This window comes from Rhizobium sp. BK491, assembly GCF_014194925.1.
Lineage (GTDB): Bacteria > Pseudomonadota > Alphaproteobacteria > Rhizobiales > Rhizobiaceae > Rhizobium.
Genome location: NZ_JACIAR010000001.1, coordinates 991,388 through 1,012,868, shown reverse-complemented (window position 1 = coordinate 1,012,868; position 21,481 = coordinate 991,388). Strand labels below are relative to the sequence as shown.

17 protein-coding genes and 2 pseudogenes are annotated in these 21,481 nt (G+C 59.6%); 3 read left to right on the top strand and 16 right to left on the bottom strand.

Features of this window, described 5'->3' with window-relative positions; translation table 11 throughout:
* Positions 1-3 precede the first annotated feature (3 nt).
* The gene (gene der / locus FHX05_RS05040; protein ID WP_015340696.1) at positions 4-1,434 is read left to right on the top strand and encodes a ribosome biogenesis GTPase Der; all 1,431 of its coding nucleotides are present in this window, start codon (positions 4-6) and stop codon (positions 1,432-1,434) included.
* 41 nt (positions 1,435-1,475) lie between these two features.
* On the opposite strand, the gene FHX05_RS05035 is transcribed toward der, so the two are convergent.
* Positions 1,476-1,916, bottom strand: a complete 441-nt coding sequence (locus FHX05_RS05035) for a MarR family transcriptional regulator (protein WP_112604760.1) — start codon at positions 1,914-1,916, stop codon at positions 1,476-1,478.
* Positions 1,917-2,388: 472 nt separating this feature from the next.
* On the opposite strand from FHX05_RS05035, the gene FHX05_RS05030 reads away from it, so the two are divergent.
* Positions 2,389-3,585, top strand: a complete 1,197-nt coding sequence (locus FHX05_RS05030) for an FkbM family methyltransferase (RefSeq protein WP_183870844.1) — start codon at positions 2,389-2,391, stop codon at positions 3,583-3,585.
* Between the two features lie 63 nt (positions 3,586-3,648).
* Here FHX05_RS05030 and FHX05_RS05025 read toward each other — a convergent pair whose 3' ends face one another.
* From FHX05_RS05025 to FHX05_RS04995, 7 genes are all read right to left on the bottom strand, one after another.
* The gene (locus FHX05_RS05025) at positions 3,649-4,755 is read right to left on the bottom strand and encodes a glycosyltransferase family 1 protein (protein WP_183870843.1); all 1,107 of its coding nucleotides are present in this window, start codon (positions 4,753-4,755) and stop codon (positions 3,649-3,651) included.
* A gap of 123 nt (positions 4,756-4,878) precedes the next feature.
* Positions 4,879-5,796 (bottom strand): sugar kinase, encoded by a 918-nt coding sequence (locus FHX05_RS05020; protein WP_183870842.1) that lies wholly within the window; start codon positions 5,794-5,796, stop codon positions 4,879-4,881.
* Between the two features lie 98 nt (positions 5,797-5,894).
* Positions 5,895-6,881 (bottom strand): oligopeptide/dipeptide ABC transporter ATP-binding protein, encoded by a 987-nt coding sequence (locus FHX05_RS05015; RefSeq protein WP_183870841.1) that lies wholly within the window; start codon positions 6,879-6,881, stop codon positions 5,895-5,897.
* Positions 6,874-7,869: an ABC transporter ATP-binding protein gene (locus FHX05_RS05010; RefSeq protein WP_112604772.1), complete on the bottom strand. Its 996-nt coding sequence runs from the start codon at positions 7,867-7,869 to the stop codon at positions 6,874-6,876. The genes FHX05_RS05015 and FHX05_RS05010 overlap by 8 nt, the downstream gene beginning before the upstream one ends.
* A gap of 1 nt (position 7,870) precedes the next feature.
* Positions 7,871-8,788, bottom strand: coding sequence for an ABC transporter permease subunit (locus tag FHX05_RS05005; RefSeq protein ID WP_183870840.1), 918 nt, complete (start codon positions 8,786-8,788; stop codon positions 7,871-7,873).
* Positions 8,785-9,708: an ABC transporter permease subunit gene (locus FHX05_RS05000; protein ID WP_183870839.1), complete on the bottom strand. Its 924-nt coding sequence runs from the start codon at positions 9,706-9,708 to the stop codon at positions 8,785-8,787. The genes FHX05_RS05005 and FHX05_RS05000 overlap by 4 nt, the downstream gene beginning before the upstream one ends.
* A 51-nt stretch (positions 9,709-9,759) precedes the next feature.
* The gene (locus FHX05_RS04995; RefSeq protein ID WP_112399129.1) at positions 9,760-11,340 is read right to left on the bottom strand and encodes a peptide ABC transporter substrate-binding protein; all 1,581 of its coding nucleotides are present in this window, start codon (positions 11,338-11,340) and stop codon (positions 9,760-9,762) included.
* Between the two features lie 291 nt (positions 11,341-11,631).
* On the opposite strand from FHX05_RS04995, the gene FHX05_RS04990 reads away from it, so the two are divergent.
* Positions 11,632-13,278, top strand: a complete 1,647-nt coding sequence (locus FHX05_RS04990) for an alpha-glucosidase family protein (RefSeq protein ID WP_183870838.1) — start codon at positions 11,632-11,634, stop codon at positions 13,276-13,278.
* An 18-nt stretch (positions 13,279-13,296) separates the two neighbouring features.
* On the opposite strand, the gene FHX05_RS04985 is transcribed toward FHX05_RS04990, so the two are convergent.
* From FHX05_RS04985 to choW, 8 genes and pseudogenes are all read right to left on the bottom strand, one after another.
* Positions 13,297-14,115, bottom strand: a complete 819-nt coding sequence (locus tag FHX05_RS04985; protein ID WP_112604778.1) for a DUF2066 domain-containing protein — start codon at positions 14,113-14,115, stop codon at positions 13,297-13,299.
* An 82-nt stretch (positions 14,116-14,197) separates the two neighbouring features.
* Positions 14,198-15,895: an adenine deaminase gene (ade, locus tag FHX05_RS04980; RefSeq protein WP_183870837.1), complete on the bottom strand. Its 1,698-nt coding sequence runs from the start codon at positions 15,893-15,895 to the stop codon at positions 14,198-14,200.
* Positions 15,896-16,062: 167 nt separating this feature from the next.
* Positions 16,063-16,465 (bottom strand): annotated as a pseudogene (locus FHX05_RS04975) (DUF559 domain-containing protein).
* Positions 16,466-16,586: 121 nt separating this feature from the next.
* Positions 16,587-17,915, bottom strand: a complete 1,329-nt coding sequence (locus FHX05_RS04970) for an aspartate aminotransferase family protein (protein ID WP_112399126.1) — start codon at positions 17,913-17,915, stop codon at positions 16,587-16,589.
* A gap of 343 nt (positions 17,916-18,258) precedes the next feature.
* Positions 18,259-18,576, bottom strand: a complete 318-nt coding sequence (locus FHX05_RS04965) for a metalloregulator ArsR/SmtB family transcription factor (RefSeq protein ID WP_015340680.1) — start codon at positions 18,574-18,576, stop codon at positions 18,259-18,261.
* A gap of 372 nt (positions 18,577-18,948) precedes the next feature.
* Positions 18,949-19,434 (bottom strand): annotated as a pseudogene (locus FHX05_RS04960) (pyridoxamine 5'-phosphate oxidase family protein); the annotation flags it as partial.
* 36 nt (positions 19,435-19,470) lie between these two features.
* The gene (choV, locus tag FHX05_RS04955) at positions 19,471-20,520 is read right to left on the bottom strand and encodes a choline ABC transporter ATP-binding protein (protein WP_183870836.1); all 1,050 of its coding nucleotides are present in this window, start codon (positions 20,518-20,520) and stop codon (positions 19,471-19,473) included.
* Positions 20,517-21,362: a choline ABC transporter permease subunit gene (choW, locus tag FHX05_RS04950; RefSeq protein WP_183870835.1), complete on the bottom strand. Its 846-nt coding sequence runs from the start codon at positions 21,360-21,362 to the stop codon at positions 20,517-20,519. The genes choV and choW overlap by 4 nt, the downstream gene beginning before the upstream one ends.
* Between the last annotated feature and the right edge of the window lie 119 nt (positions 21,363-21,481).

Genomic DNA, 21,481 nt, shown 5'->3' with positions numbered 1-21,481 from the left:
CCAATGAGTTTTACGGTCGCGATCGTCGGTCGCCCGAATGTCGGCAAGTCCACGCTGTTCAACCGTCTGGTTGGCAAGAAACTGGCGCTCGTCGACGATACGCCGGGTGTCACGCGTGACCGCCGCCCGGGTGAAGCCAAGCTGATCGATCTCCGCTTTCGCATCGTTGATACCGCCGGCCTCGAAGAAGCTGGCGAGGAGACGCTGGAGGGCCGCATGCGCGCCCAGACGGAAGCGGCGATCGACGAGGCCGATCTGACCTTGTTCGTCGTTGATGCCAAGATGGGTTTGACGCATGTCGACAAGACCTTGGCCGAAATGCTGCGCAAGCGCGGCCGGCCCGTCGTGCTCGTCGCCAATAAATCCGAAGCGCGCGGCTCGGACAGCGGCTTCTACGATGCCTATACGTTGGGCCTTGGGGAGCCTTGCCCGATCTCGGCCGAACACGGCCAGGGCATGATGGATCTGCGCGACGCCATCGTCGAGGCCATCGGCCCCGAACGCGCCTTCCCGGAGGACGAAGACGAGGCGGAGACGAATGTCAGTATTCCGCGCTCGGAAGTCGGCGAAGATGGCGAGGAGATCGACGAAGAACCGGCCTATGACGACACGCGCCCGCTGCGCGTTGCGATCGTCGGCCGCCCGAATGCCGGCAAGTCGACGCTCATCAACCGCTTTCTCGGCGAAGACCGGCTGCTGACCGGCCCGGAAGCTGGCATTACCCGCGATTCCATCTCCGTCGACTGGAGTTGGCGCGGTCGTACCGTCAAGATGTTCGATACCGCCGGTATGCGCCGCAAGGCGAAGGTCATCGAGAAGCTGGAGAAGCTTTCCGTCGCCGACACGCTGCGCGCGATCCGCTTCGCTGAAACCGTCGTCATCGTCTTCGACGCGACCATTCCCTTCGAGAAGCAGGATCTGCAGATCGTCGATCTCGTGATCCGCGAGGGGCGCGCCGCCGTGCTCGCCTTCAACAAGTGGGACATGATCGAGGATCGTCAGGCCGTGCTTGCCGATCTGCGCGAAAAGACCGACCGGCTGTTGCCGCAGGCACGCGGCATTCGCGCCATTCCGATTGCCGGCCAGACGGGCGAGGGGCTTGACCGCCTCATGCAGGCAATCGTCGATACCGACAAGGTCTGGAACAAGCGCGTCTCGACCGCGCGCCTCAACCGCTGGCTCGAGACGCAGCAGGTTCAGCATCCGCCACCGGCCGTTTCCGGCCGCCGCATCAAGCTGAAATACATGACGCAGGTGAAGGCGCGGCCTCCGGCCTTCATGATCTCGTGTACTCGCTCGGATGCTCTGCCTGAGTCCTATGTGCGTTATCTGATCAACGGTCTGCGCGCAGATTTCGCAATGCCCGGCGTACCGATCCGCATCCATTTCCGCACGTCGGAAAATCCTTACGAAAACAAGAAGAAGCGAACCTGAAGCACCTTACCCGACAGGATGGTCGGGGAGGGGGCATCCGGTCAGGCCGCGTTCCTGCTGAGCGCCTGGCGCAAAGCGATGATTTCACTCTTCAAGCGTGTCAGTTCGTCGGGTGTTTGCTCCGTGGCATCGAGAATGCAAGGGGGAACAGTTGCCGCCTTCTTCTTCAGCGCCTTGCCTTCGCCGGTCAGCTGAATCAACACTTGGCGCTCGTCTTCCTTGCTGCGAATGCGCTTGATAAAGCCGGCTGCCTCCAGACGCTTCAACAGCGGCGTCAGCGTGCTTGATTCCAGGAACAGCTTTTCACCGATGCCGCCGACGGTCTGTCCGTCTTCTTCCCATAGCGTCACCATGACGAGATATTGCGGATAGGTGAGATTGAGCGCATCCAGCATGGGTTTATAGAGCCGGTTCATCGCATGGTTCGCCGAATAGAGCGCGAAGCAGATGAAGTTATCCAGCTTTAACAGGTCGTCGGTCATCTCAAGAACTCCCTGAGAGGTCTTATGTAGGTCGTGCGATAAATAATTGTACACCCAAATTTATGCCCGGGCTATGGATTTCTTCTGCTTTAGGAAGTCAGCTCAGCGGACAATATCCCATTGCTCTCGTGACGATCGCCGATGTCCTGGAAATTTACTTTTCAAGAATGCGTTCTGCTGTGTGAGATACGGAAAGCAGGAACGGCGAGAGACATCGGTAGGGCTATGATCGCTGCCTTTCTCCAGGATCCGGCCACGCTGCCCCGACGATGAGACTGGCGTAACGGTCAGGGACATGATCGAGGACGTATAGCGCCCCGTTTGGACGGAACGCGCCCATCTTTCCCCAGAGCAGAATTTATCCTTGTCAAACATAGGCTTAGATATCAATCTCGCGCCGGAACCGAGCTTCCGGCAGGACTTGTTATCTATGAGACGCTTTTTGTCTCTGTTGCCAAGAAGGAAACCGACTTTGTTCTACTCCGCGATCGGGCAGGTTGAGAAGGTACAAGGAAATGAACGCGTGTCCGTCAAGAAGGGACAGGCGGGATGGGTGCTTTACGGCCCCTACGTCACCCTGTCCCCAGGACGTTATGTTGTCGAATTTCATATCGATGCTGACCCCTCCGCGCCATCGGAAGAGGTCTGTTGTTCTATCGATGTCACTGCGGGTTTTGGCGCCCGTCAATTGATACGAAGGGAGCTAACGGGCGCGGATATAGTGCGGTTTGGTAAGGGTGTGACCTTGCAGTTCGACGTACCGGAAGAGGATGTTTTCGAGTTCCGGATCGATTCAACTGGGGTTGGGGCATTCGCCGCTTATGCCCATCGGCCCCTGAAAAGAATCGATCAAGAGAGCGGGCGCATGTCGGATGTCGCATTGCCTGACATTGCCAATCAATTCTTCAATACACATGTCTATGATTTCAAGGTGCTCGAGAAAAACGGCTTCACTTTTCACGTCGGTGCTGAAGAGGTCATTGCCGAATTTTCAGGAACTCGGCTCTATGTCAACAATGCCGAAGATTTCCAGGTTCTGAGCGAAATTTTCATTCACAACGAATATAATTTCATCACCGGGCGCGACAAAATCATCATCGATATCGGCATGAATGCCGGTCTTGCGTCGCTCTTTTTGGCGAGAGACCCTTCGGTGCGGGAGATACATGCATTCGAGCCCTTCGCTCTCCCCCATGCGCGAGCACTGAAGAATTTCGCACTAAATCCGAAGGTGGCGGCCAAGATCAGGCCAAACCAATTTGGGCTTGGCGAGAGGGACGAGCAGATGGAGGTCATGGTCCGCTCAGATGCAACGATCGGCATCTCCGTAAGGGGAGCAGATTCCGGCAAGCCGGAAACGATCCATATCAAGGAGGCGGCTGGCGTCATCGCACCGCTTGCGGAGCGTGCGCGGAGAGCGGGCATGGATCTGGTCATCAAAATGGATTGCGAGGGATCCGAGTTCGGGATTTTCGAGACCCTGGCGAGACACGGCCTCTTCGGATCGATCAATGCCATGGTCATCGAATGGCACAAATGGTGGTCCAAGGACAAAAACCAGATGACGCTTATCGCACCGTTACTGAATGCGGGTTTCATCGTGCTGGACAAGACCCAGCTATCCAACCCGCATGCTGGCTTATGCTATGCTGTAAGAGCAGCGCGCTGATCCGCGAAGGCACACGAGCTGAGACGCGGTAAGCGAATTCCGGGTGGATCATCGGCCCGGAGTTCACTCCTTGTAGGCTTGTAATCGACCCCGATGATTGGCAATGCGGACATTGCCGATAAATTGCGTTGTTGCCGCTTCCCAGGAGTAATTGAGTGCCAAGGAGCGCGCTGCCTCGCGTGAGCATGAGAGCGCGGCGAGGCAGGCGGTGGCCAGGTCCGCATCCACGACGCCAGCCGCCCTGTTTCCTCCCAGAATGTCCGCGGGGCCGGTAACCGGGTAGGCGGCGACCGGAACGCCGCTCGCCAATGCTTCCAGAATGGCGTTGCCGAAAGTGTCGGTCTTGGACGGGAAGACGAACACGTCCGCCTGCGAATAGGCATGCGCCAATTCCTCACCGAATTTTGCTCCCAGAAAATGGACATCCGGATAGAGTGTCTGCAACTCCGCCCGCGCGGGGCCATCGCCGACCACTACTTTCGATCCGGGCAGCTCGAGGTCGAGGAAAGCGGGCAGGTTCTTTTCCAGCGCCACGCGACCTACAGTCATGAAAATCGGACGAGGCAGGTCGAAGGGTGCGTCGTCCTGGGCCTGCGGTCGAAACAGTGAGGAGTCGATGCCACGGCTCCAGGGTAGTAGGTTGCGGATGCCGCGTATCTTGAGTTCGTTTGCGAGACTTGGTGTCGCCACCATGCAGCCGTAGCCCGCATTGTGAAACCATTTGACGAAGGCGTAGAGCCAGCTTTCCGGTATCGGCAGGCGCGCCGCGACATATTCGGGAAAGCGGGTGTGATAGCTCGTGGAAAAAGGCATGCAATTTCTCAGGCACCAGCGCCTTGCGGTAAGCCCGAGGGGACCTTCAGTGGCAATGTGGACATAAGTCGGCCGGAGCGCCTCTATTCTCGCTGCAATCTTGCGATAGCTGGCAATCGAAAGCCGGATCTCCGGGTAGGTCGGGCAGGGGATGTTGCGAAAGCCGTCCGGCGTGATCATCGAAACCTCGATGCCCATGCGCGTCAGTTCGCGATTGGTGTTCTCGATCGAGCGAACGACACCGTTGACCTGCGGATGCCAGGCATCGCTGACGATAAGCAGCCGTTCAGGTACTGCGACAGGTGTCGCCGCCTGCGCCCAGGTGGTTTGATCGATGTCTGACAAGCGTTGCAACATGCCCAAAACAGTCCATCCGCACCGCATCCTCATGATGACGGTGCCAGCGATTGCGGTGTTTCAAACATGATTCCCGCGCCCACTCTATTGTGGGGGGTGTCCATGATGGAAATATTACAGCGTTTAGCGGATGGATTTCAGCTTCTCGGGCGAGACGAGCGCACCGTATTCCTGAATGACCCTCGCCGCGATCTTGGCTGCGAAGCCGGCGGCGGTAACTGCATTTTTGTGCTGCAGATAGTGCGCCAGAAATGCACCGTTGAAACTGTCGCCGGCGCTGGTGGTGTCGATAACCTTGACGACCTTGACCGCCGGGACGAGCGTCTCCTGAACGCCGTCGCCAATGGTCGCGCCATCAGGGCCATTCTTGACGATGACCATCACTGCTCCGTATTGCCGATAGCGGCGGATCGTGGCGGCAATCGAATCGTCACTGAAATGCGCGGCTTCATCATCGAAGCTCGGCATGACGAGCGTCGCTGCACGCGCTCCCTCGGCGATCATCGTATGCATCGCGTCCAGGCTGGACCAGAGGCGAGGGCGCAGATTGGGATCGAAGGCGACCAGCTTGCCGGCAGCTTTGGCGCGGCGCAGCTCTGCGAGCAAGGTGAAGGCATCTTCGCGCGACAGGATCGCGAGGGTAATGCCCGAAAAATAAAGGACGTCGGAGGCCTCGATTGCGGCACGCAGGGCATCGCCATCGGTCGCAAGCTGGCGGGCGGCAGAGCTGTCGCGCCAATAGCTGAAGGAGCGTTCGCCGTCTTTTAGATTGATCATGTAGAGGCCGGGCGTCTTGCCGCGAAGGCGGCGGATGCTCTGCGTGCCGATGCCGGCGCTGCCCATGAAGGCGATCATCTCGTCGGACATGGCATCGTCGCCGAGCGCGGTGAAGTAATCGATCGCCCAGTCCTTAGGCAGACAGGCGCGGGCATACCAGGCGGTGTTGAAGGTGTCGCCGGCAAAGCCTTTGCGCAGGTGTCCGTCATCGGCCTGCGACAGTTCCACCATGCATTCGCCGATCGATAGAAAACGCCCACCCAAGACTGCCTCCTGCATTTGCCTTGGTGCTGCATACGCGGAAGCAGCGGCTGGGGCAAGCTGGACGGCGGCAGCCGCCGTCCACTTTTGCTGGCGCTGCTTTACGGCCGGTCCATGTGATAGCAAGCCGCCGTCTGGCCTAGGCGCACGTGCTCGGTCGGTGGCATCTTCGTGCGGCAGATATCCGTCGCCTTCCAGCAGCGGGGTGAGAAGACGCAGCCCGGCGGCGGATTGAGCGGCGAGGGCGGATCGCCCTGCAAGCGGATGCGCTCGCGGCCACGTGCAAGCTTCGGATCGGGGATCGGCGCGGCAGAGAACAGCGCCTGCGTATAGGGATGCGCCGGATGGTCGAAGACCGTCGCAGCCTCGCCCGCTTCCACCACCTTGCCGAGATAGAGCACCAGCACGTCGTCCGAGATCAGGCGCACGACCGAGAGGTCGTGGCTGATGAAGATCAAGGTGAGGCCGAACTCCTTGCGCAGGCGGCGCAGGAGCGTGATGACCTGTCCCTGGATCGAAACGTCGAGCGCCGAAACCGGCTCATCGCAGATGATAAGCTTCGGCCGGGTGATGACGGCGCGGGCAATGCCGATGCGCTGCGCCTGGCCGCCCGAGAATTCGTGCGGGTAGCGGTTGATCATCTCAGGCACTAGGCCGACTGCCGCCATGATCTCGCGTACGCGATCCTGCCGCTGCGCGCGGCTCAGTTTCGGTTCGAAGACGGTCAGCGGCTCCGCGATGATGTCGCCGACGGTCATGCGTGGGTCGAGCGAGGCGATCGGGTCCTGGAAGATGATCTGCATGTCGCGGCGCGCGGCACGCATCTCCTCTTCGGTAAGGTCGAGTAGGTTGCCGCCTTGCCAGAGGATGCGGCCTTTCTGCGCCTTGATGAGCCGCAGGATGGAGCGACCAAGCGTGGACTTGCCGCAGCCGGATTCGCCGACGATGCCGAGTGTGCGTCCGGTCTTCAGCTCGAAGCTGACATCGTTGACCGCGGTCAGGATCATCGGCGGCTTGAAGAGGGATTTCGAGGGTAGTTCAAATTCGGTCGTCAGATGCTCGACCTTCAGAAGCGTTTGCTCAGCCATGGACGAGGCTCCGTTCCTGATCAGCCGAAAGGGGGTGGAAGCAGGCCGCGCAACGGCGTGGCGCCAACGGATCGAGCGGCGGGGCCGCGTCCAGACAGTCGTCCTGTACATGGGCGCAGCGCGGCGAGAAGGAGCAGCCGCGCGGCAGGTGCATCAGGTTCGGCGGTCGTCCGGGGATGACGGTGAGATCGTCGACATCCTGATCCGGCCTCGGGATCGCCGAGTGAAGCGCCGCCGTATAGGGATGGGCCGGGCTTTCGAACAGCTCCTCGACCGGCGCTTCCTCAACGATACGGCCGGCATACATGACGGCAACGCGGTCGGCGAGGCCGGCGACGACACCGAGGTCATGGGTGATCATGATGAGCGCCGTATGCATTTCCGCCGTCAGCTCATTGAAGAGATCGAGGATCTGCGCCTGGATCGTCACGTCGAGCGCCGTCGTCGGCTCATCGGCGATGAGGAGCTTCGGTTTGGTCAGCAGCGCCATGGCAATGACGATGCGCTGGCGCATGCCGCCCGAAAGCTCATGCGGATAGAGGTTGAAGCGGCGTGTCGGATCAGGGATGCCGACCCGTTTCAGCATATCGAGCGCCGCTGCCGAAGCTGCTCGCGCTGTCAGGCCGCCATGGACTTCCAGCTGCTCCGTCAGCTGCCGCGAGATGCGCAGCGACGGGTTAAGCGCGGTCATCGGGTCCTGGAAGACCATGGCCATGTCCTTGCCGCGCACATGGTCGAGCTCGCGCGGCTTCAGGGTCAGCAGATCCTTGCCGTCGAGCAGCGCCTGGCCGCTGGTGCGGCCGTTCTTGGCGAGCAGGCCCATCAGGCCGAGGAAGGTCTGGCTCTTGCCGGAGCCAGACTCGCCGACGACGGCGATACGTTCGCCGCGGCCGATCTTGAGGTTCATCTTCGACACCGCGGCCACTTCGCCTTCTGGCGTGCGGAAGGTGATCGAATAGTCTTTGAGTTCGAGAAGTGTTTCTGTCATGTCAGCGATCCTTCGGATCGAATGCGTCGCGCAGACCGTCGCCGATGAAGAGCAGGCTCATCAGCAGCGCGACCAGGAAACCGGCCGGGAAGAACAGCAGCCAAGGCGTCGTCTCCATACCGGCCGAGCCTTCGGCAATTAGGGTGCCGAGCGATGTCAGCGGCTCCTGAACGCCGAAACCGAGATAGGAGAGGAAGCTCTCCGTCGCGATGATTTCCGGGATAGTGAGCGTGGCGTAAATGACGACCGGACCGACGAGGTTCGGCACGATGTGTTTCAGGATGATCTTGAACGATCGCTGCCCCGATGCACGGGCGGCCTCGATGAATTCCCGCTGCTTGATCGACAGGGTCTGGCCGCGCACGATACGGGCCATGGTGAGCCATTCGAGTGCGCCGATCGCCGCAAACAGCAGATAGACGTTGCGGCCGAAGATCACCATCAGCAGGATGACGAAGAGGACGTAGGGCAGGGCGTACATGATATCGACGAAGCGCATCATGATCGCATCGACGCGACCGCCGAAATAACCGGCAACGGCGCCGTAGAGCACGCCGATGACGACCGAGACGAGGGTGGCGACAAGGGCGACCGTCAGTGAGACGCGGGTGCCGTAGAGCGTGCGCGCCAGCAGATCGCGGCCGTTGCCGTCGGTGCCGAAATAGTGGCCGGCGGCAAAATCCGGAGCGCCTCGGAACGACGTCCAGTCCGGATCCTCATAGTTGAAGGGCAGGAAATACGGGCCGAATATGGCGACCAGAACCAGCGCGGCCAGTATGACCAGCGAAAGTGCCGCCGCCTTGTTGCGCAGGAGACGACGCATTGCGTCGCCGGTGAGGGATCGCCCCTTGGGTGCGAGCCCCTCTGCCGAAAGCAATTCCGCTTCCAGCAATTCTCTCTTCGCGGAATTGAGGATCATCGCATTCTCACTTTCGGGTCGAGCCAGGCATAGGCGATGTCGACCAGCAGGTTGAGGACCACGATCAGGACCATGTAGAAAACGACCGTGCCGAGGACCATGCCGTAATCGCGGTTGAGCGCTGCGCCGACGAAGTAGCGGCCGACGCCGGGGAGGCCGAAGATGCTTTCGACCACCAGCGAGCCGGTGAGGAGGTAACTTGCCGCGGGTCCGAGATAGGAGACGACGGGCATCATGGCGGGCTTCAGCGCGTGGCGCATGATCGTCAGCCGCGGGCCGATGCCCTTGGCCTTGGCGGTGCGAATGAAGTTCTGGCCCATCACTTCGATCATCGAGCCTCGCATCAGGCGAGAGATACGAGCCGCGTGCGGCAGGGTCAGGACGATGATGGGCAGGATCAGGAACTTGATCGAGCCGTCGCCCCAGCCGCCGACCGGCAGCCAGCCGAGCGTATTGCCGAAGACGAGCTGAAGGATGGGGGCGATGAGGAAGCTTGGCATAACCAAGCCGATGAGGAGGCCGCCGCCCAGCCAGTAATCGGCTGCGCGGTTCTGATAGAGCGCCCCGAGACAGCCGATGAAGACGCCGACGATAGTCGCGAGCACGAAGGCGGAGCCGCCGATGGTCAACGTATAGGGGAAGCCGGACATGATCTGCTGGGTGACGGTGAAGTCCTGATTGGCGAAGGAGGGGCCAAGGTCGCCCTTCATGACATCGCCGACATAGATCAGGTATTGCTCAACCAGGGGCTTGTCGAGGTTGTAGTGAGCCGCGAGGTTGGCTTTGACTTCCGGCGGCAATGGCCTTTCGCCATCGAAGGGGCCGCCGGGAGCGAGGCGCAGAATGAAAAAACACACTGTCACGGCAATCCACAGAACGGGGATTGTCGACAGCAGACGACGGAGAGCGTAGCCAAACATGATCTTAGACGGCTCCCTCCCGGTTATGTCCGGGAGGGAGCCTGTTCCCAATTATTCTTTAACCGACAGCCAGCGCGTACGGTGGATGTCCTGGATGTTGTCGACGAAGCCCTGGACCTTCGGGGCGACGATGTTCTGGGAAACGTAGTAGTAGATCGGGATTGCCGCGCTGTCGTCGAGGGCCAGCTGCTCGGCCTTCTTGTAGATCTCGGCGCGCTTCTTTAGATCGATCTCTTCATTGCCCTGCTTGATCAGAGCATCGTAGTCCTTGTTGCTCCAGCGGCCGTAGTTCATTTCGACGCCGGTGGACAGCAGGTTCAGGAAGTTGATCGGATCGTTGTAGTCGGCGAGCCAGCCGGCACGGCCGATCTGCACCTCGCCGCGCTGCATTTCATCGTAATGCACCTTGGTTTCGGTGTTGTAGAGCTCGATATCGACGCCAAGTGGCTTCCACATGGCGGCGATCGCAACGGCGATGCGCTTGTGGTTGTCGTTGGTGTTGTAGCGCAGCTGAGCCTTCAGCGGATGATCGGGACCGAAGCCGGCTTCCTTCAAGAGCTTCTTGGCTTCTTCGACCTTCTGCTTGTAGGGCTCGTCCTTCCAGCTGACATAGGCCGGTTCACCGTAATTGGCGGTACCTGGCGGTACCCAGGAATAGGATGGCAGTTCGCCGGTGCCGAGAATCTTCGGGCCGATGACCTCGCGGTTGACGGCCATGGAGAGAGCCTGGCGCACGCGCTTGTCGTTGAAGGGCGGCTTGGTAGAGTTCAGGACGTAGTAATAGGTGCCAAGGAAGGGCACCACATGCGCCTGGCCGGGCAGGTTCTTCTGGATCCAGTCGAACTGGTCGGCCGGAAAGGAGGTCAGGATATCGAATTCGCCGGCGCGATAGCGCTTCAAGGCAGCGGCCTGATCTTCCAGCGTGTAATAGTTGACGTTGTCGATCTTGATGTCCTTGGCGTCGTAATACTGGTCACTCTTGACCATGCTGACGTGCGAACCGGGCACCCATTCGGTGGGCTTGTACGGGCCGTTGGTGACGATGTTGCCGATCTTGACCCACTGGTCGCCCTTGGCTTCCACGACATGCTTCGGCAGCGGATAGGCCGTGTAGTGCATCAGGGCGTTGAGGAAGTAGGGTGTCGGGTTTTCAAGCGTGATTTCGAGCGTCTTGTCGTCGATCGCCTTGACGCCGAGCTGTGTCAGGTCCTTGATCTCGCCCTTGTTGATCTTTTCCGCGTTCAGGATCGTGTACTGCAGATAGGCGTATTGCGCGGCGGTCTTCGGATCCATCAGGCGCTGGAAGGCAAAGACGAAGTCCTGAGCCGTCACAGGTTGGCCATCGGACCACTTGATGCCGTCGCGAAGCTTGAAGGTATAGACCTTCTGGTCGGGCGAAATGGTCCAGCTTGCAGCCTGGCCGGGAATTGGGTTGTCCTTGGGATCTTCGGTCACCAGCCCTTCGAAGATATCGCCGTCGATACGGTTTTCCCAATCGCCGGAAATTTTTTGCGGATCGAGCGAAGTCGGGTCGCCGCCGTTGTGGATATTGAGGGTCGCGGCATGCGCGGAAACGCTCAATATCGTGCTGACGAAAGCCGCAGCGATAAATTTTCTGGTGATATGCGCCATATGTTTTCCCACCTTTCTGGAGTTCTTGTCCTTGTTTTACAAGGGTGTTTTTGATCCGCAGGTGACCTGTACGTGCAGGTCAATGCGCGAAGTTATCGAAAGCGACGTCGCTTTCAAGTTAAAAAAAGTCGGGCATGCTTAGCGTGTGAACTTTCATATTGATAATTCGCTTAAATTGATACTGCGAATTTATCCGCCGATGGTTGAGCTTTTCGGATGGCCGATTTGCGGCTTGCCGCCTGCGCACGAGTGTGCAAACTGGAAGGCCTTGTGCGATATCGAGGCGGTTTGATGAAATCGACGAATAAAGCGGCGGGAGCCGACTGGTGGCGCGGGGCCGTGATCTATCAGGTCTATCCGCGGTCGTTTCAGGACACGGATGCCAACGGACTGGGAGATATCAAGGGGATCACCCGGCGCCTGCCTCACATTGCCGCACTCGGGGTCGACGCAATCTGGCTGGCGCCGTTCTTCACCTCGCCGATGGCCGATATGGGCTATGACGTCGCCGATTATTGCGATGTCGATCCGATCTTCGGCACGCTTGCCGATTTCGACGAGATGATGACGGCAGCACACGACCTCGGGCTGAAGGTCACTATCGACCAGGTTATCTCGCACACCTCGGACCGGCATCCCTGGTTCGTGGAAAGCCGCGCAAGCCGCGACAATCCCAAGGCGGACTGGTATGTCTGGGCCGACCCGAAGCCGGATGGCACCGCGCCGAACAACTGGCTGTCAATTTTCGGCGGGCCGGGTTGGGAGTGGGATGGCGTACGCCGACAATATTACCAGCACAATTTTCTGACCTCGCAGCCGGACCTGAACTTCCACAATCTTGAGGTCCAGGATGCTGTGCTCTCGGCCGTCAAATTCTGGCTTGATCGCGGCGTAGACGGTTTTCGTCTGGATACGGTCAACTACTATTTCTGCGACAAGAAGCTTCGCGACAATCCGCCGGCGCTCGTCGCAACGGGCGGGCTCGATGCCCCCGAGAGCAACCCTTACGGGATGCAGAACCATCTCTACGACAAGACGCAGCCGGAGAATATCAGCTTTCTGCGGCGGTTCCGGGCATTGCTCGACCAATATGAGGATCGCGCGACCGTCGGCGAAGTGGGGGATGGTGCGCGCTCGCTGCAGACCGTGGCCGCCTATACCAGCGGCGGCGACAAGCTGCATATGTGCTACACGTTCGACCTTTTGGGGCCTGATTTCACGCCGGCGCATTTCCGCCGTTGCGTCAGCGATTTTCAGGATAATGTCGTCGATGGCTGGGTCTGCTGGGCCTTTTCCAACCACGATGTCCAGCGGCATGTCAGCCGCTTTGCCAAAACGGAGGAGGAGCAGCCGCGCGTTGCAAAGCTCGCGATTTCGCTGCTTTCCACATTGCGCGGTTCGATCTGCCTCTATCAGGGCGAAGAACTCGGTCTGCCGGAGGCAGAGTTAGCCTTCGAGGATCTGCGCGATCCCTACGGAATTCGCTTCTGGCCGGCATTCAAGGGGCGTGACGGATGCCGCACGCCGATGCCCTGGGAAGCGGGCCGTGCTCATGCGGGCTTCACGACGGCCGACAAGTCATGGCTGCCGGTTCCCTACCAGCATGCATCCCTTGCGGTGGACAAGCAGGAAGCGGATGAGCACTCCGTGCTGCATCACTACCGGCAGACGCTTGTTTTCCGTGCAGAACATGCGGTCCTGCGCGACGGCGATATGACCTTCCTCGACACGGAGGAAGACGTTCTCGCCTTCACGCGCTCCAAGGGCGGCGAGACGCTGCTCTTTGTCTTCAATCTCTCCCGCAAGCCTGTGAAAGTTGCTTTGCCCGAGGATATCAAGCTCGGCAAGACGATCGCCATGCCTGGGTTTGGCACGGCGGATGCCGGAGCGACGGTGGCGCTTGCCGCACTGGACGTCTATTGTGGCCGGGTCGGATAATCGAAGTTGGCCGAAGGCCTATTGTTTGACAGGGACCAAGGCGCCGGCGGGTTCGCCGTTTACCGACAGAATCTGCGCGGCACCTTTAAGGGCCGTGCGGAACGCATCGTCGAAACTGACGCCTCGCACCTGCCATATGACGTCGTGCGGTCCAATGCCGCTTTGCTGATCGCTTAGCGTCCACGTCGCGACCCAGCCTAGGGCGCTCTCATCCCACTCCAAATCGCCTGATAAGGGAATGGTGCCCGCTGTCGAACCGGTTTGGAACTTCCCCTCGGAAGGGAAAACGACGTCGATGCCGGTGAGATCGGACGCTGCCGTGAATGCTTCGCGCATGGCCAAATCGCGACCGCTCTCGGCCGTTACCTGATAGCTCAAGTCACCACGACGGACAGTCAACAGGATTTCGAGCACCGGCCGCTTGGCGAGCCAAGGGCGGGTGCCGAGCCTCTCGAGCAGATCGTCGATGCGTTCTTTGCGAAAGCGGCATGTGAGGTCGAAGGGTCGGTCGTGGGTGCCTTGCTCATCATGGATAGGACGGCCCGCGAGCCTGTCGCGATAAGTGAATTCCTCGATGTAGTCGGCCGCATGCTCGCGAGCGGTCCCCATGAGAGGGCCGTCAGTCAATCGCGAATTGCCGGAGACGCGGGGCAGAACCTTATCCAGGCAATCGGCAAAGCCCTTGATCCGATTTTCCGGTCCCTGGCCTGTAACGACACAGACGCTCGTGTAGACATCGTCAGGCATGAAGGCTTGGGCCTGAGTGGCAGGAAGAGAGGCGGTCAACAGCAGCGCAAGTAACTGCCAACTCGTCGCATAGGCGAGATTTCGCACCATCCCCTCCCTGCGGCTTCCGAGCAGGAAAGCACACAGGATAATCCAGGTGAGGGATCGAAACAAGGACGGACGATTGCCGCCGTCAGCCGATCAGCATGAACTTGTCGACATCGACCAGGCCCTTGTCCGATATCTTCAGATGCGGGATGACGGGCAGGGGCAGGAAGGCGAGCTGGAGGAAGGGTTCTTCCAGCGTTGCGCCGAGGGCATAGGCCGCCTGGCGCAGATGATGCAGCGTGTCGCGCACGCTTTCATAAGGCTCGAGGCTCATCAGGCCGGCGACGGGCAGGGCGATTTCACCTGTCACGATGCCATCCTCGACGACGACAAAGCCGCCATTGATATCACTGAGGCGGTTGGCGGCGAGCGCCATGTCATCCTCATTGACGCCGACGACGCAGATATTGTGGCTGTCATGGCCGACTGTGGAGGCGATCGCGCCTTTCTTCAAACCAAAACCTTGGACGAAGCCGTTGGCATGGTTGCCGTTCTTGCCATGCCGCTCGATGACGGCGACCTTGATGATATCGTTACCGAGGTCGATAGCGGTCTGGTTGCCCTTGGTCGGCAGGCGATAGCGGCGATGTTGGGTGATGATCTTGCCAGGCGTCACGCCAATGACGGAGCTCTCGCCTTCTGCTACCGGCACACCGAAATCGGCGGCATTGATCGGGCGGGCCTTGACGCTGTCGAGGCCGACCGGCTCGACCGAACCGCGGGTCGCAAAGAGTTCGGTGGTAACGCGGCGGCCTGCGGAAAAGACGATCTCGGCCTTGCAGTTTTCCAGGCTGTCGATGACGACGAGATCGGCGCGCCAGCCCGGCGCCACGAGACCGCGATCCCGAAGGCCGAAGGCGCGGGCTGCGGAGATCGAGGAGGCGCGGTAGATCGCCAGCGGCTCGACGCCATGGGCAATCGCCGTGCGGATCATGTAATCGAGGTGGCCCTGTTCGGTGATATCGAGCGGATTTCGGTCGTCTGTGCAGAGTGCGAGGTGGGGTGACAGGCGCTCGGTGATAATAGGCATCAGCGCGTGCAGATCCTTGGAGACGGAGCCCTCACGCACGAGGATATGCATGCCTTTGCGGATCTTTTCCAGCGCCTCCTCTGATGTCGTCGATTCATGCTCGGTGCGGATGCCGGCCGCGAGATAGCCGTTGAGGTCATTGCCGCGCAAAAGCGGCGCATGGCCGTCGATATGGCCGCCCTGGAAGGCTTCGAGCTTCGCCATGCAGATGGGATCCTTATGGACCACGCCGGGGAAGTTCATGAATTCGGCAAGGCCGATGACCTTGGGATGATTGCGGAAGGGCAGGAGCTTCTCGATCGGTAGGTCAGCGCCGGACGTTTCCAAATGCGTCGCCGGTACGCAGGAGGAAAGCTGGACGCGGATATCCATGATGGTTTCCAGCGAACAGTCGAGAAAGTAGCGGATGCCCTCGGTGCCGAGCACATTGGCGATCTCATGCGGATCGCAGATGACGGTGGTAACGCCATAGGGCAGGACGCAGCGATCGAATTCGAGCGGGGTTACCAGCGAGGATTCGATGTGAAGATGGGTATCGATGAAGCCCGGCACGACGATGCGGCCGGCAATATCGATCTCTTCGCGTCCCCGATAATCGCCGCAGGTGCCGACGATGCGATCGCCGCAAATGGCGATGTCCGAAGCGACCAGCTCTCCCGTCACCAGATCGAAGAAGCGGCCGTTCTTCAGCACGATATCCGCAGGCTCCCGGCCGACGCCTTGGTCGATATAGTGTTCGAGTTTGGTGGTCATGGCTTTCCTACCCGCTGTGATTCCGTATAGCCCCTCACCCTAGCCCTCTCCCCGTTCTACGGGGAGAGGGGATCTGTCCGAATTTGTTGATAGGGCAGTGTTTCTTACGTCCTGGCGAGAACTAAGACTCCCTCTCCCGCGAGCGGGGACAGGGCTGGGGTGAGGGGCTATTTCGAACACGCTGCCGGAGGAAATTTGAAATCACGAGCCGCTGCAGCTTCGGTCAACCTGCCTTCGCAGATCGCTACGATGGTTTCGAGAACTGCCGGCATGGCTGTGAGGCCATCAATGTTCCAGAAGCGCGACAGACCAGCCTTCAGCGGTCATGAATTCATCGCGAATGGTATCGTGCTTGCTGTTGGCATGTTGACCGCCATCGATCTCGATGACCAGGGATCGCTCTCGGCAGGCAAAGTCAGCGAAATAAGGACCGATTGGAAACTGCCGAACGAATTTGAAGCTGTTCAGCCGAAGGTTGCGAAGTTCCGACCAAAATTTTGCCTCGGCATCGTTGTCCGATTGCCGAAGCATTCTTGCGCGCTGTGTCGTTTTAGGTTCCGGACCGCGCATCTCATTGTCCCCATGAACGGCCCCTCACCCTAACCCTCTCCCCGCAGGCGGGGAGAGGGGATACCTCGAATGCGCAGATATCACTGCGCCTCATTGAGAAGAGGCAATGAGATATTTCGCCTCAGATATTATTCTGCAAGATCTCTCTCAGCTTGCCGAACAACTCGTCGATGTGATGTTTCTCGATGATCAGCGGCGGCGACAGCGCGATGATGTCGCCGGTGGTGCGGATCAGAAGGCCCTTCTCGTAGGCCTTCAGGAAGGCGGTGAAGGCGCGCTTGGTAGGTTCGCCGGCGATGGGATCGAGCTCGATGGCGCCGATCAGGCCGGTGTTTCTAATGTCGATGACGTTCGGGCAGTCTTTCAGGGAGTGCAGAGCGTCGGCCCAGTAGTCGGAGAGTTCGGCTGCGCGCGTCAGCAGGCCTTCTTCCTTGTAGGTGTCCAGCGTCGCCAATGCCGCGGCCGAGGCGATCGGGTTGCCGGAATAGGTGTAGCCATGGAAGAACTCGATCATGTGCTCGGGTCCCTGCATGAAGGCGTCGTGAATCTCCGAGGTGACGAAGACCGCGCCCATCGGAATGACGCCGTTGGTCAGGCCCTTGGCTGTCGTGATGATATCCGGCTTCACATCATAATATTGGGCGGCAAAGGGGGTGCCGAGGCGGCCGAAACCGGTGATGACTTCGTCAAAGATCAGCAGGATGCCGTGCTTGGTGCAGATTTCGCGCAGCTTCTGCAGATAGCCCTTCGGCGGGATGAGCACACCGGTGGAGCCGGCGACCGGCTCGACGATGACGGCCGCGATCGTCGAGGCGTCATGCAGAGTGACGATGCGCTCCAGTTCGCTGGCAATATCGCCGCCATGCTCCGGCTCGCCGCGCGTGAAGGCGTTCTTGCCGGGCACATGGGTGTGCGGCATGTGGTCGACACCAGTCAGCAGCGTGCCGAACATCTTGCGGTTGGTGACGATGCCGCCGACGGAGATGCCGCCGAAATTGACGCCGTGATAGCCGCGCTCGCGGCCGATGAGGCGGAAGCGCGAGCCATTGCCCTTCACGCGATGATAGGCAAGCGCGACCTTGAGCGCGGTTTCGACAGATTCCGAACCGGAGTTGGTGTAAAGAACGTGGTCCATACCCTCAGGGGCAATATCGACCAGCCGGTTCGCCAGTTCGAAAGCCTTGGGGTGGCCGAGCTGGAAGGCGGGTGCGTAGTCGAGTTCGCCTGCCTGCTGGCGGATGGCCTCGGTGATCTTCGGGCGGCAGTGCCCGGCGTTTACGCACCACAGGCCCGCAGTTCCATCCAGCACCTGCCGACCATCATGGGTAGTGTAATACATATCCTTGGCGCTGACGAAGAGGCGCGGTTCCTTCTTGAACTGGCGGTTGGCCGTAAACGGCATCCAGAAGGCGCGCAAATCGTTGGGGGCGGCATTCAAACGGTCCGACATGCTGTTCTCCAATGGCCAATTCGGGGGGCCATTTCCCGGCCACGGCCTACGCCGCGCTATTATATTTACTGCTTGGTCAAATTATCAGCCGCCTTTTTGGCGTCAAGGCAAAGATGGCGGTGAAAGCGACAGGTTGAGCCTCGAAGAATGCGTGTCAACATGTCGGGGAGGAAAACGGGCCACGAAGCACCGTGAGGTAGTCCCCATATGAAAAAACTGGCAAATCCTAGGATTTGCCAGTTAAAGCAGTAAAACACCTGGTAATGAAAGCAAGTCGATCTTTCGAGATCTAAATTGTCCCCAAAAAGATCATGCGTCGACAGGCCGGGAGCTATCTTAGCTCTTAGGCAGCCGATCTACTTTTTTCCGGCTCGCAATAAATGTCTTCCAGCGTTTCGAGAACACGGATCACGGATTCCGATGTGCTGGAGTAGTAAATAGTTTGAGCATCACGACGCGTCTTGACCAGCTTTTGGGCACGAAGCTTCGAAAGATGCTGGGAAAGTGCTGATTGGCTCAGTCCGACCTGATTGGCAAGAACGCCAACTGGAACTTCGCCTTTAACGAGACTGCAAAGGATCAAAAGACGCTTCGGGTTCGCCATTGCTGATAATAGTGCTGCCGCAACATTAGAGTGTTCGGCCAAATCTCTTGTCTTCATCTTTTAAACTTCCCAATGCGGAGCGAACATCAGAAATTGTGCTATTTCCAACCCGGTCCTTACCGATATCTAACAATACCAAGAGCGGTCGAAGATTGTATATACCTAAATTTAAGGTATCGAGTATGCTGTTTTAGATATGTACGTATGATGCTCCGGCGATGATGCAGGCGTCCCTAACGTCCCATCTAGGGGCTCGATTAGACCAAAATAGGTCGATTTTTATCGTTTCGGAGCAGCAAATATGCCAAATTTGGTCACCGAAGATTTGCAACCCGCCAATATCAGCCGTTTCTACTTCGAGCTGTCCGACTACTAATTCTCGCACTATTGTATGATTTATTGCCGGCGCGCTCTGTTTTCGGCTTAAAGCATCATCAGGTCCTGCGAGGACAAGATATAGGCCCTTCCGAAGCCGCCGTTCAGGCTGGCATCCAGAGGAACGAGGCGGAAGAAGCAGAAGTCCGGAAGGTCGATATAGAGCTTGGATTTCGGATGACGATCGAGAAAAAGCGTTCGGATGCGATTGTGAGCCTGGCTTTGCCGACCGATGCGCTCCGCGCTGCAACGTAGGGTCAGGCGAGGGTGGGCGAGAGGATCGCCCTTGCCAGGCTCGCCGAAGAGCGCTGAAGCGCGGCTGTCCTTCATCAAAGCCTTGGTATGTGAGGAGAGGCCGGAGACCAGGATGACCGGAGCGCCATCGGCATCCATGGCAGTCAGGACGCGGCTGACGGCGGGAAAGCCGGTGTCCGGATCGATGACGGCCAAGGCTGCATGTGCGGCTTTGCGCATGAGGTCGCGCGCCTGAATGCGCGCATCCTCATCCGTTTCCCTCAGCACCGATGGCTTGTCGTTCATTGCCTGCTCCATGAATTGAGGAGCAGTCGCGAACGACTACTCCTTTCGCCGGTGGCTGGTGAGGCCCGACACCACGTCTTGCGCGGAGATCGTTCCGATAATCGTGCCATTGTCAACAACGCCGATATTGCCCGGCTGGCGCGTCAAGGCGTCAAGGATATCGATGAGCGGTGTCGCGGCGGTTGCCGTCGCGGTGACGGAACCTGCATTGGCTGAATGTCCGACGCCCTGCTGCATGACATCCCGCGCTGTCAGCATGCTGATCGGGTTCATGTGCTGCACGAAGTCGGCAACATATTGGTCGGCAGGGTTCTTGACGATCTCCTGTGGCGTTCCGCACTGAATGATATGGCCGCTTTCCATGATGGCGATGCGGTTGCCGATGCGGAATGCCTCGTCCAGATCGTGGCTGACGAACAGGATCGTGCGTTTCAGGCGGCGCTGGAACTCCAGAAGCTCGTCCTGCAAGCGGGTGCGGATCAGCGGGTCGAGCGCGGAGAACGGCTCGTCCATGAGCAGGATCGGCGCCCCGGTTGCAAAGGCACGGGCGAGACCGACGCGCTGCTGCATGCCACCCGAAAGCTCATTGACCTTGCGATTGGCCCATTGCGTGAGGTTCACGAGCTGTAGCTGCTCGTCGACCCGCTTCTTGCGCTCAACATCCGGCACGCCGGCAAGCTCGAGCCCGAAGCCAACATTGTCGGCGACCGTCCGCCAGGGCAGCAGCGCGAACTGCTGGAAGACCATCGAGACGGTGTGCATGCGCAGGTCGCGCAGGGCCTTGGGGGTGCAGGAATAGGGGTTGACGGCGCCGTTCTTGGTGTTGACGGAGACCTCGCCGCGCACAACCGGGGCCAGGCCGTTGACGGCACGCAGCAGCGTCGATTTGCCGGAGCCGGATAGCCCCATGAGCACGAGGATCTCGCCTTCTTCGATTTGCAGCGAGGCATTGGCGACGCCGAGCACCATGCCCGTGGACTTGCCGATCTCGTCGCGCGACTTGCCTCCGTCGACGAGTTTCAGGGCGGCATCTGGACGATCGCCGAAGATGATGCTGACATTTTTGAAATCGACGGCGACAGTCATGAGCGGTCTCCTTCGCCGGGCGCGCGGAACATACGGTCGAGAATGATCGCCAGGATGACGATGCAGGCGCCGGAATCGAAGCTCTTGGCGACATTGACGCTATTCAGTGCGCGCAGCACGGGCACGCCGAGCCCGGGGGCGCCGACGAGTGCCGCGATCGAGACCATCGAGAGTGACAGCATGATGGTCTGCGTCAGGCCAGCCATGATCTGCGGAGTGGCAAAGGGCAGCTCGACCTTGCGCAGAACCTGGCGAGGCGTCGCACCGAAGGATTCAGCTGCCTCCACCAGCGAAGGAGGAGTGGAAATGATGCCGAGGCGAGTCATGCGGATCGGTGCGGGAAGAGCAAAGACGACGGTGGCAACCAGGCCCGGGACCATGCCGAGACCGAGCAGGATCATTGCCGGCACCAGATACACGAAGGTCGGGATGGTCTGCATCAGATCGAGTATCGGCCGCATGATGGAGTAAAGCCAGGGACGGCGTGCTGCCGCGATGCCGAGCGGCACGCCCACCAGCATGCATACGAAGGTGGAGGCCAATACCAGTGCCAGCGTCTCGGTCGTCTCTTTCCAATAGCCCTGGTTGATGGTGATCAGCAGGCCGATCAGGGTGAGGACCGTGATGGTGACGCTCCGGCGCATCCAATAGGCAATTGCCGTGAAGGCGACGACGACGATCAGCGGATGCGGTGCCTGCAAGAGGAACAGCAGCCCTTTGATTCCGTGCGCGACCAGGAAGGAAAGGCCGTCGAAGAACCACGTGACGTTGCTCGTCAGCCAGTCGACGACGGCTTTGGCCCATGGCCCGATGGGGATGCGGTAATCGGTTAACCAGTTCACATCTTTGCCCACGATTGGGGGCGGCGTTTCCGATTGTTGCGTATGATGCCGGAGATGCCGCCGTAGAATAACGGTCTGTCACGCCAGGCGGACCATTGTCCGAGTGATGGCGGGACGCG

Coding starts and splice junctions, on each gene's coding strand:
- der (WP_015340696.1), top strand. CDS start 4: ATGAGTTTTACGGTCGCGATCGTCGGTCGCCCGAATGTCGGCAAGTCC.
- FHX05_RS05035 (WP_112604760.1), bottom strand. CDS start 1,916: ATGACCGACGACCTGTTAAAGCTGGATAACTTCATCTGCTTCGCGCTC.
- FHX05_RS05025 (WP_183870843.1), bottom strand. CDS start 4,755: ATGTTGCAACGCTTGTCAGACATCGATCAAACCACCTGGGCGCAGGCG.
- FHX05_RS05015 (WP_183870841.1), bottom strand. CDS start 6,881: ATGGCTGAGCAAACGCTTCTGAAGGTCGAGCATCTGACGACCGAATTT.
- FHX05_RS05010 (WP_112604772.1), bottom strand. CDS start 7,869: ATGACAGAAACACTTCTCGAACTCAAAGACTATTCGATCACCTTCCGC.
- FHX05_RS05005 (WP_183870840.1), bottom strand. CDS start 8,788: ATGATCCTCAATTCCGCGAAGAGAGAATTGCTGGAAGCGGAATTGCTT.
- FHX05_RS05000 (WP_183870839.1), bottom strand. CDS start 9,708: ATGTTTGGCTACGCTCTCCGTCGTCTGCTGTCGACAATCCCCGTTCTG.
- FHX05_RS04995 (WP_112399129.1), bottom strand. CDS start 11,340: ATGGCGCATATCACCAGAAAATTTATCGCTGCGGCTTTCGTCAGCACG.
- FHX05_RS04990 (WP_183870838.1), top strand. CDS start 11,632: ATGAAATCGACGAATAAAGCGGCGGGAGCCGACTGGTGGCGCGGGGCC.
- FHX05_RS04985 (WP_112604778.1), bottom strand. CDS start 14,115: ATGGTGCGAAATCTCGCCTATGCGACGAGTTGGCAGTTACTTGCGCTG.
- ade (WP_183870837.1), bottom strand. CDS start 15,895: ATGACCACCAAACTCGAACACTATATCGACCAAGGCGTCGGCCGGGAG.
- FHX05_RS04970 (WP_112399126.1), bottom strand. CDS start 17,915: ATGTCGGACCGTTTGAATGCCGCCCCCAACGATTTGCGCGCCTTCTGG.
- FHX05_RS04965 (WP_015340680.1), bottom strand. CDS start 18,576: ATGAAGACAAGAGATTTGGCCGAACACTCTAATGTTGCGGCAGCACTA.
- choV (WP_183870836.1), bottom strand. CDS start 20,520: ATGACTGTCGCCGTCGATTTCAAAAATGTCAGCATCATCTTCGGCGAT.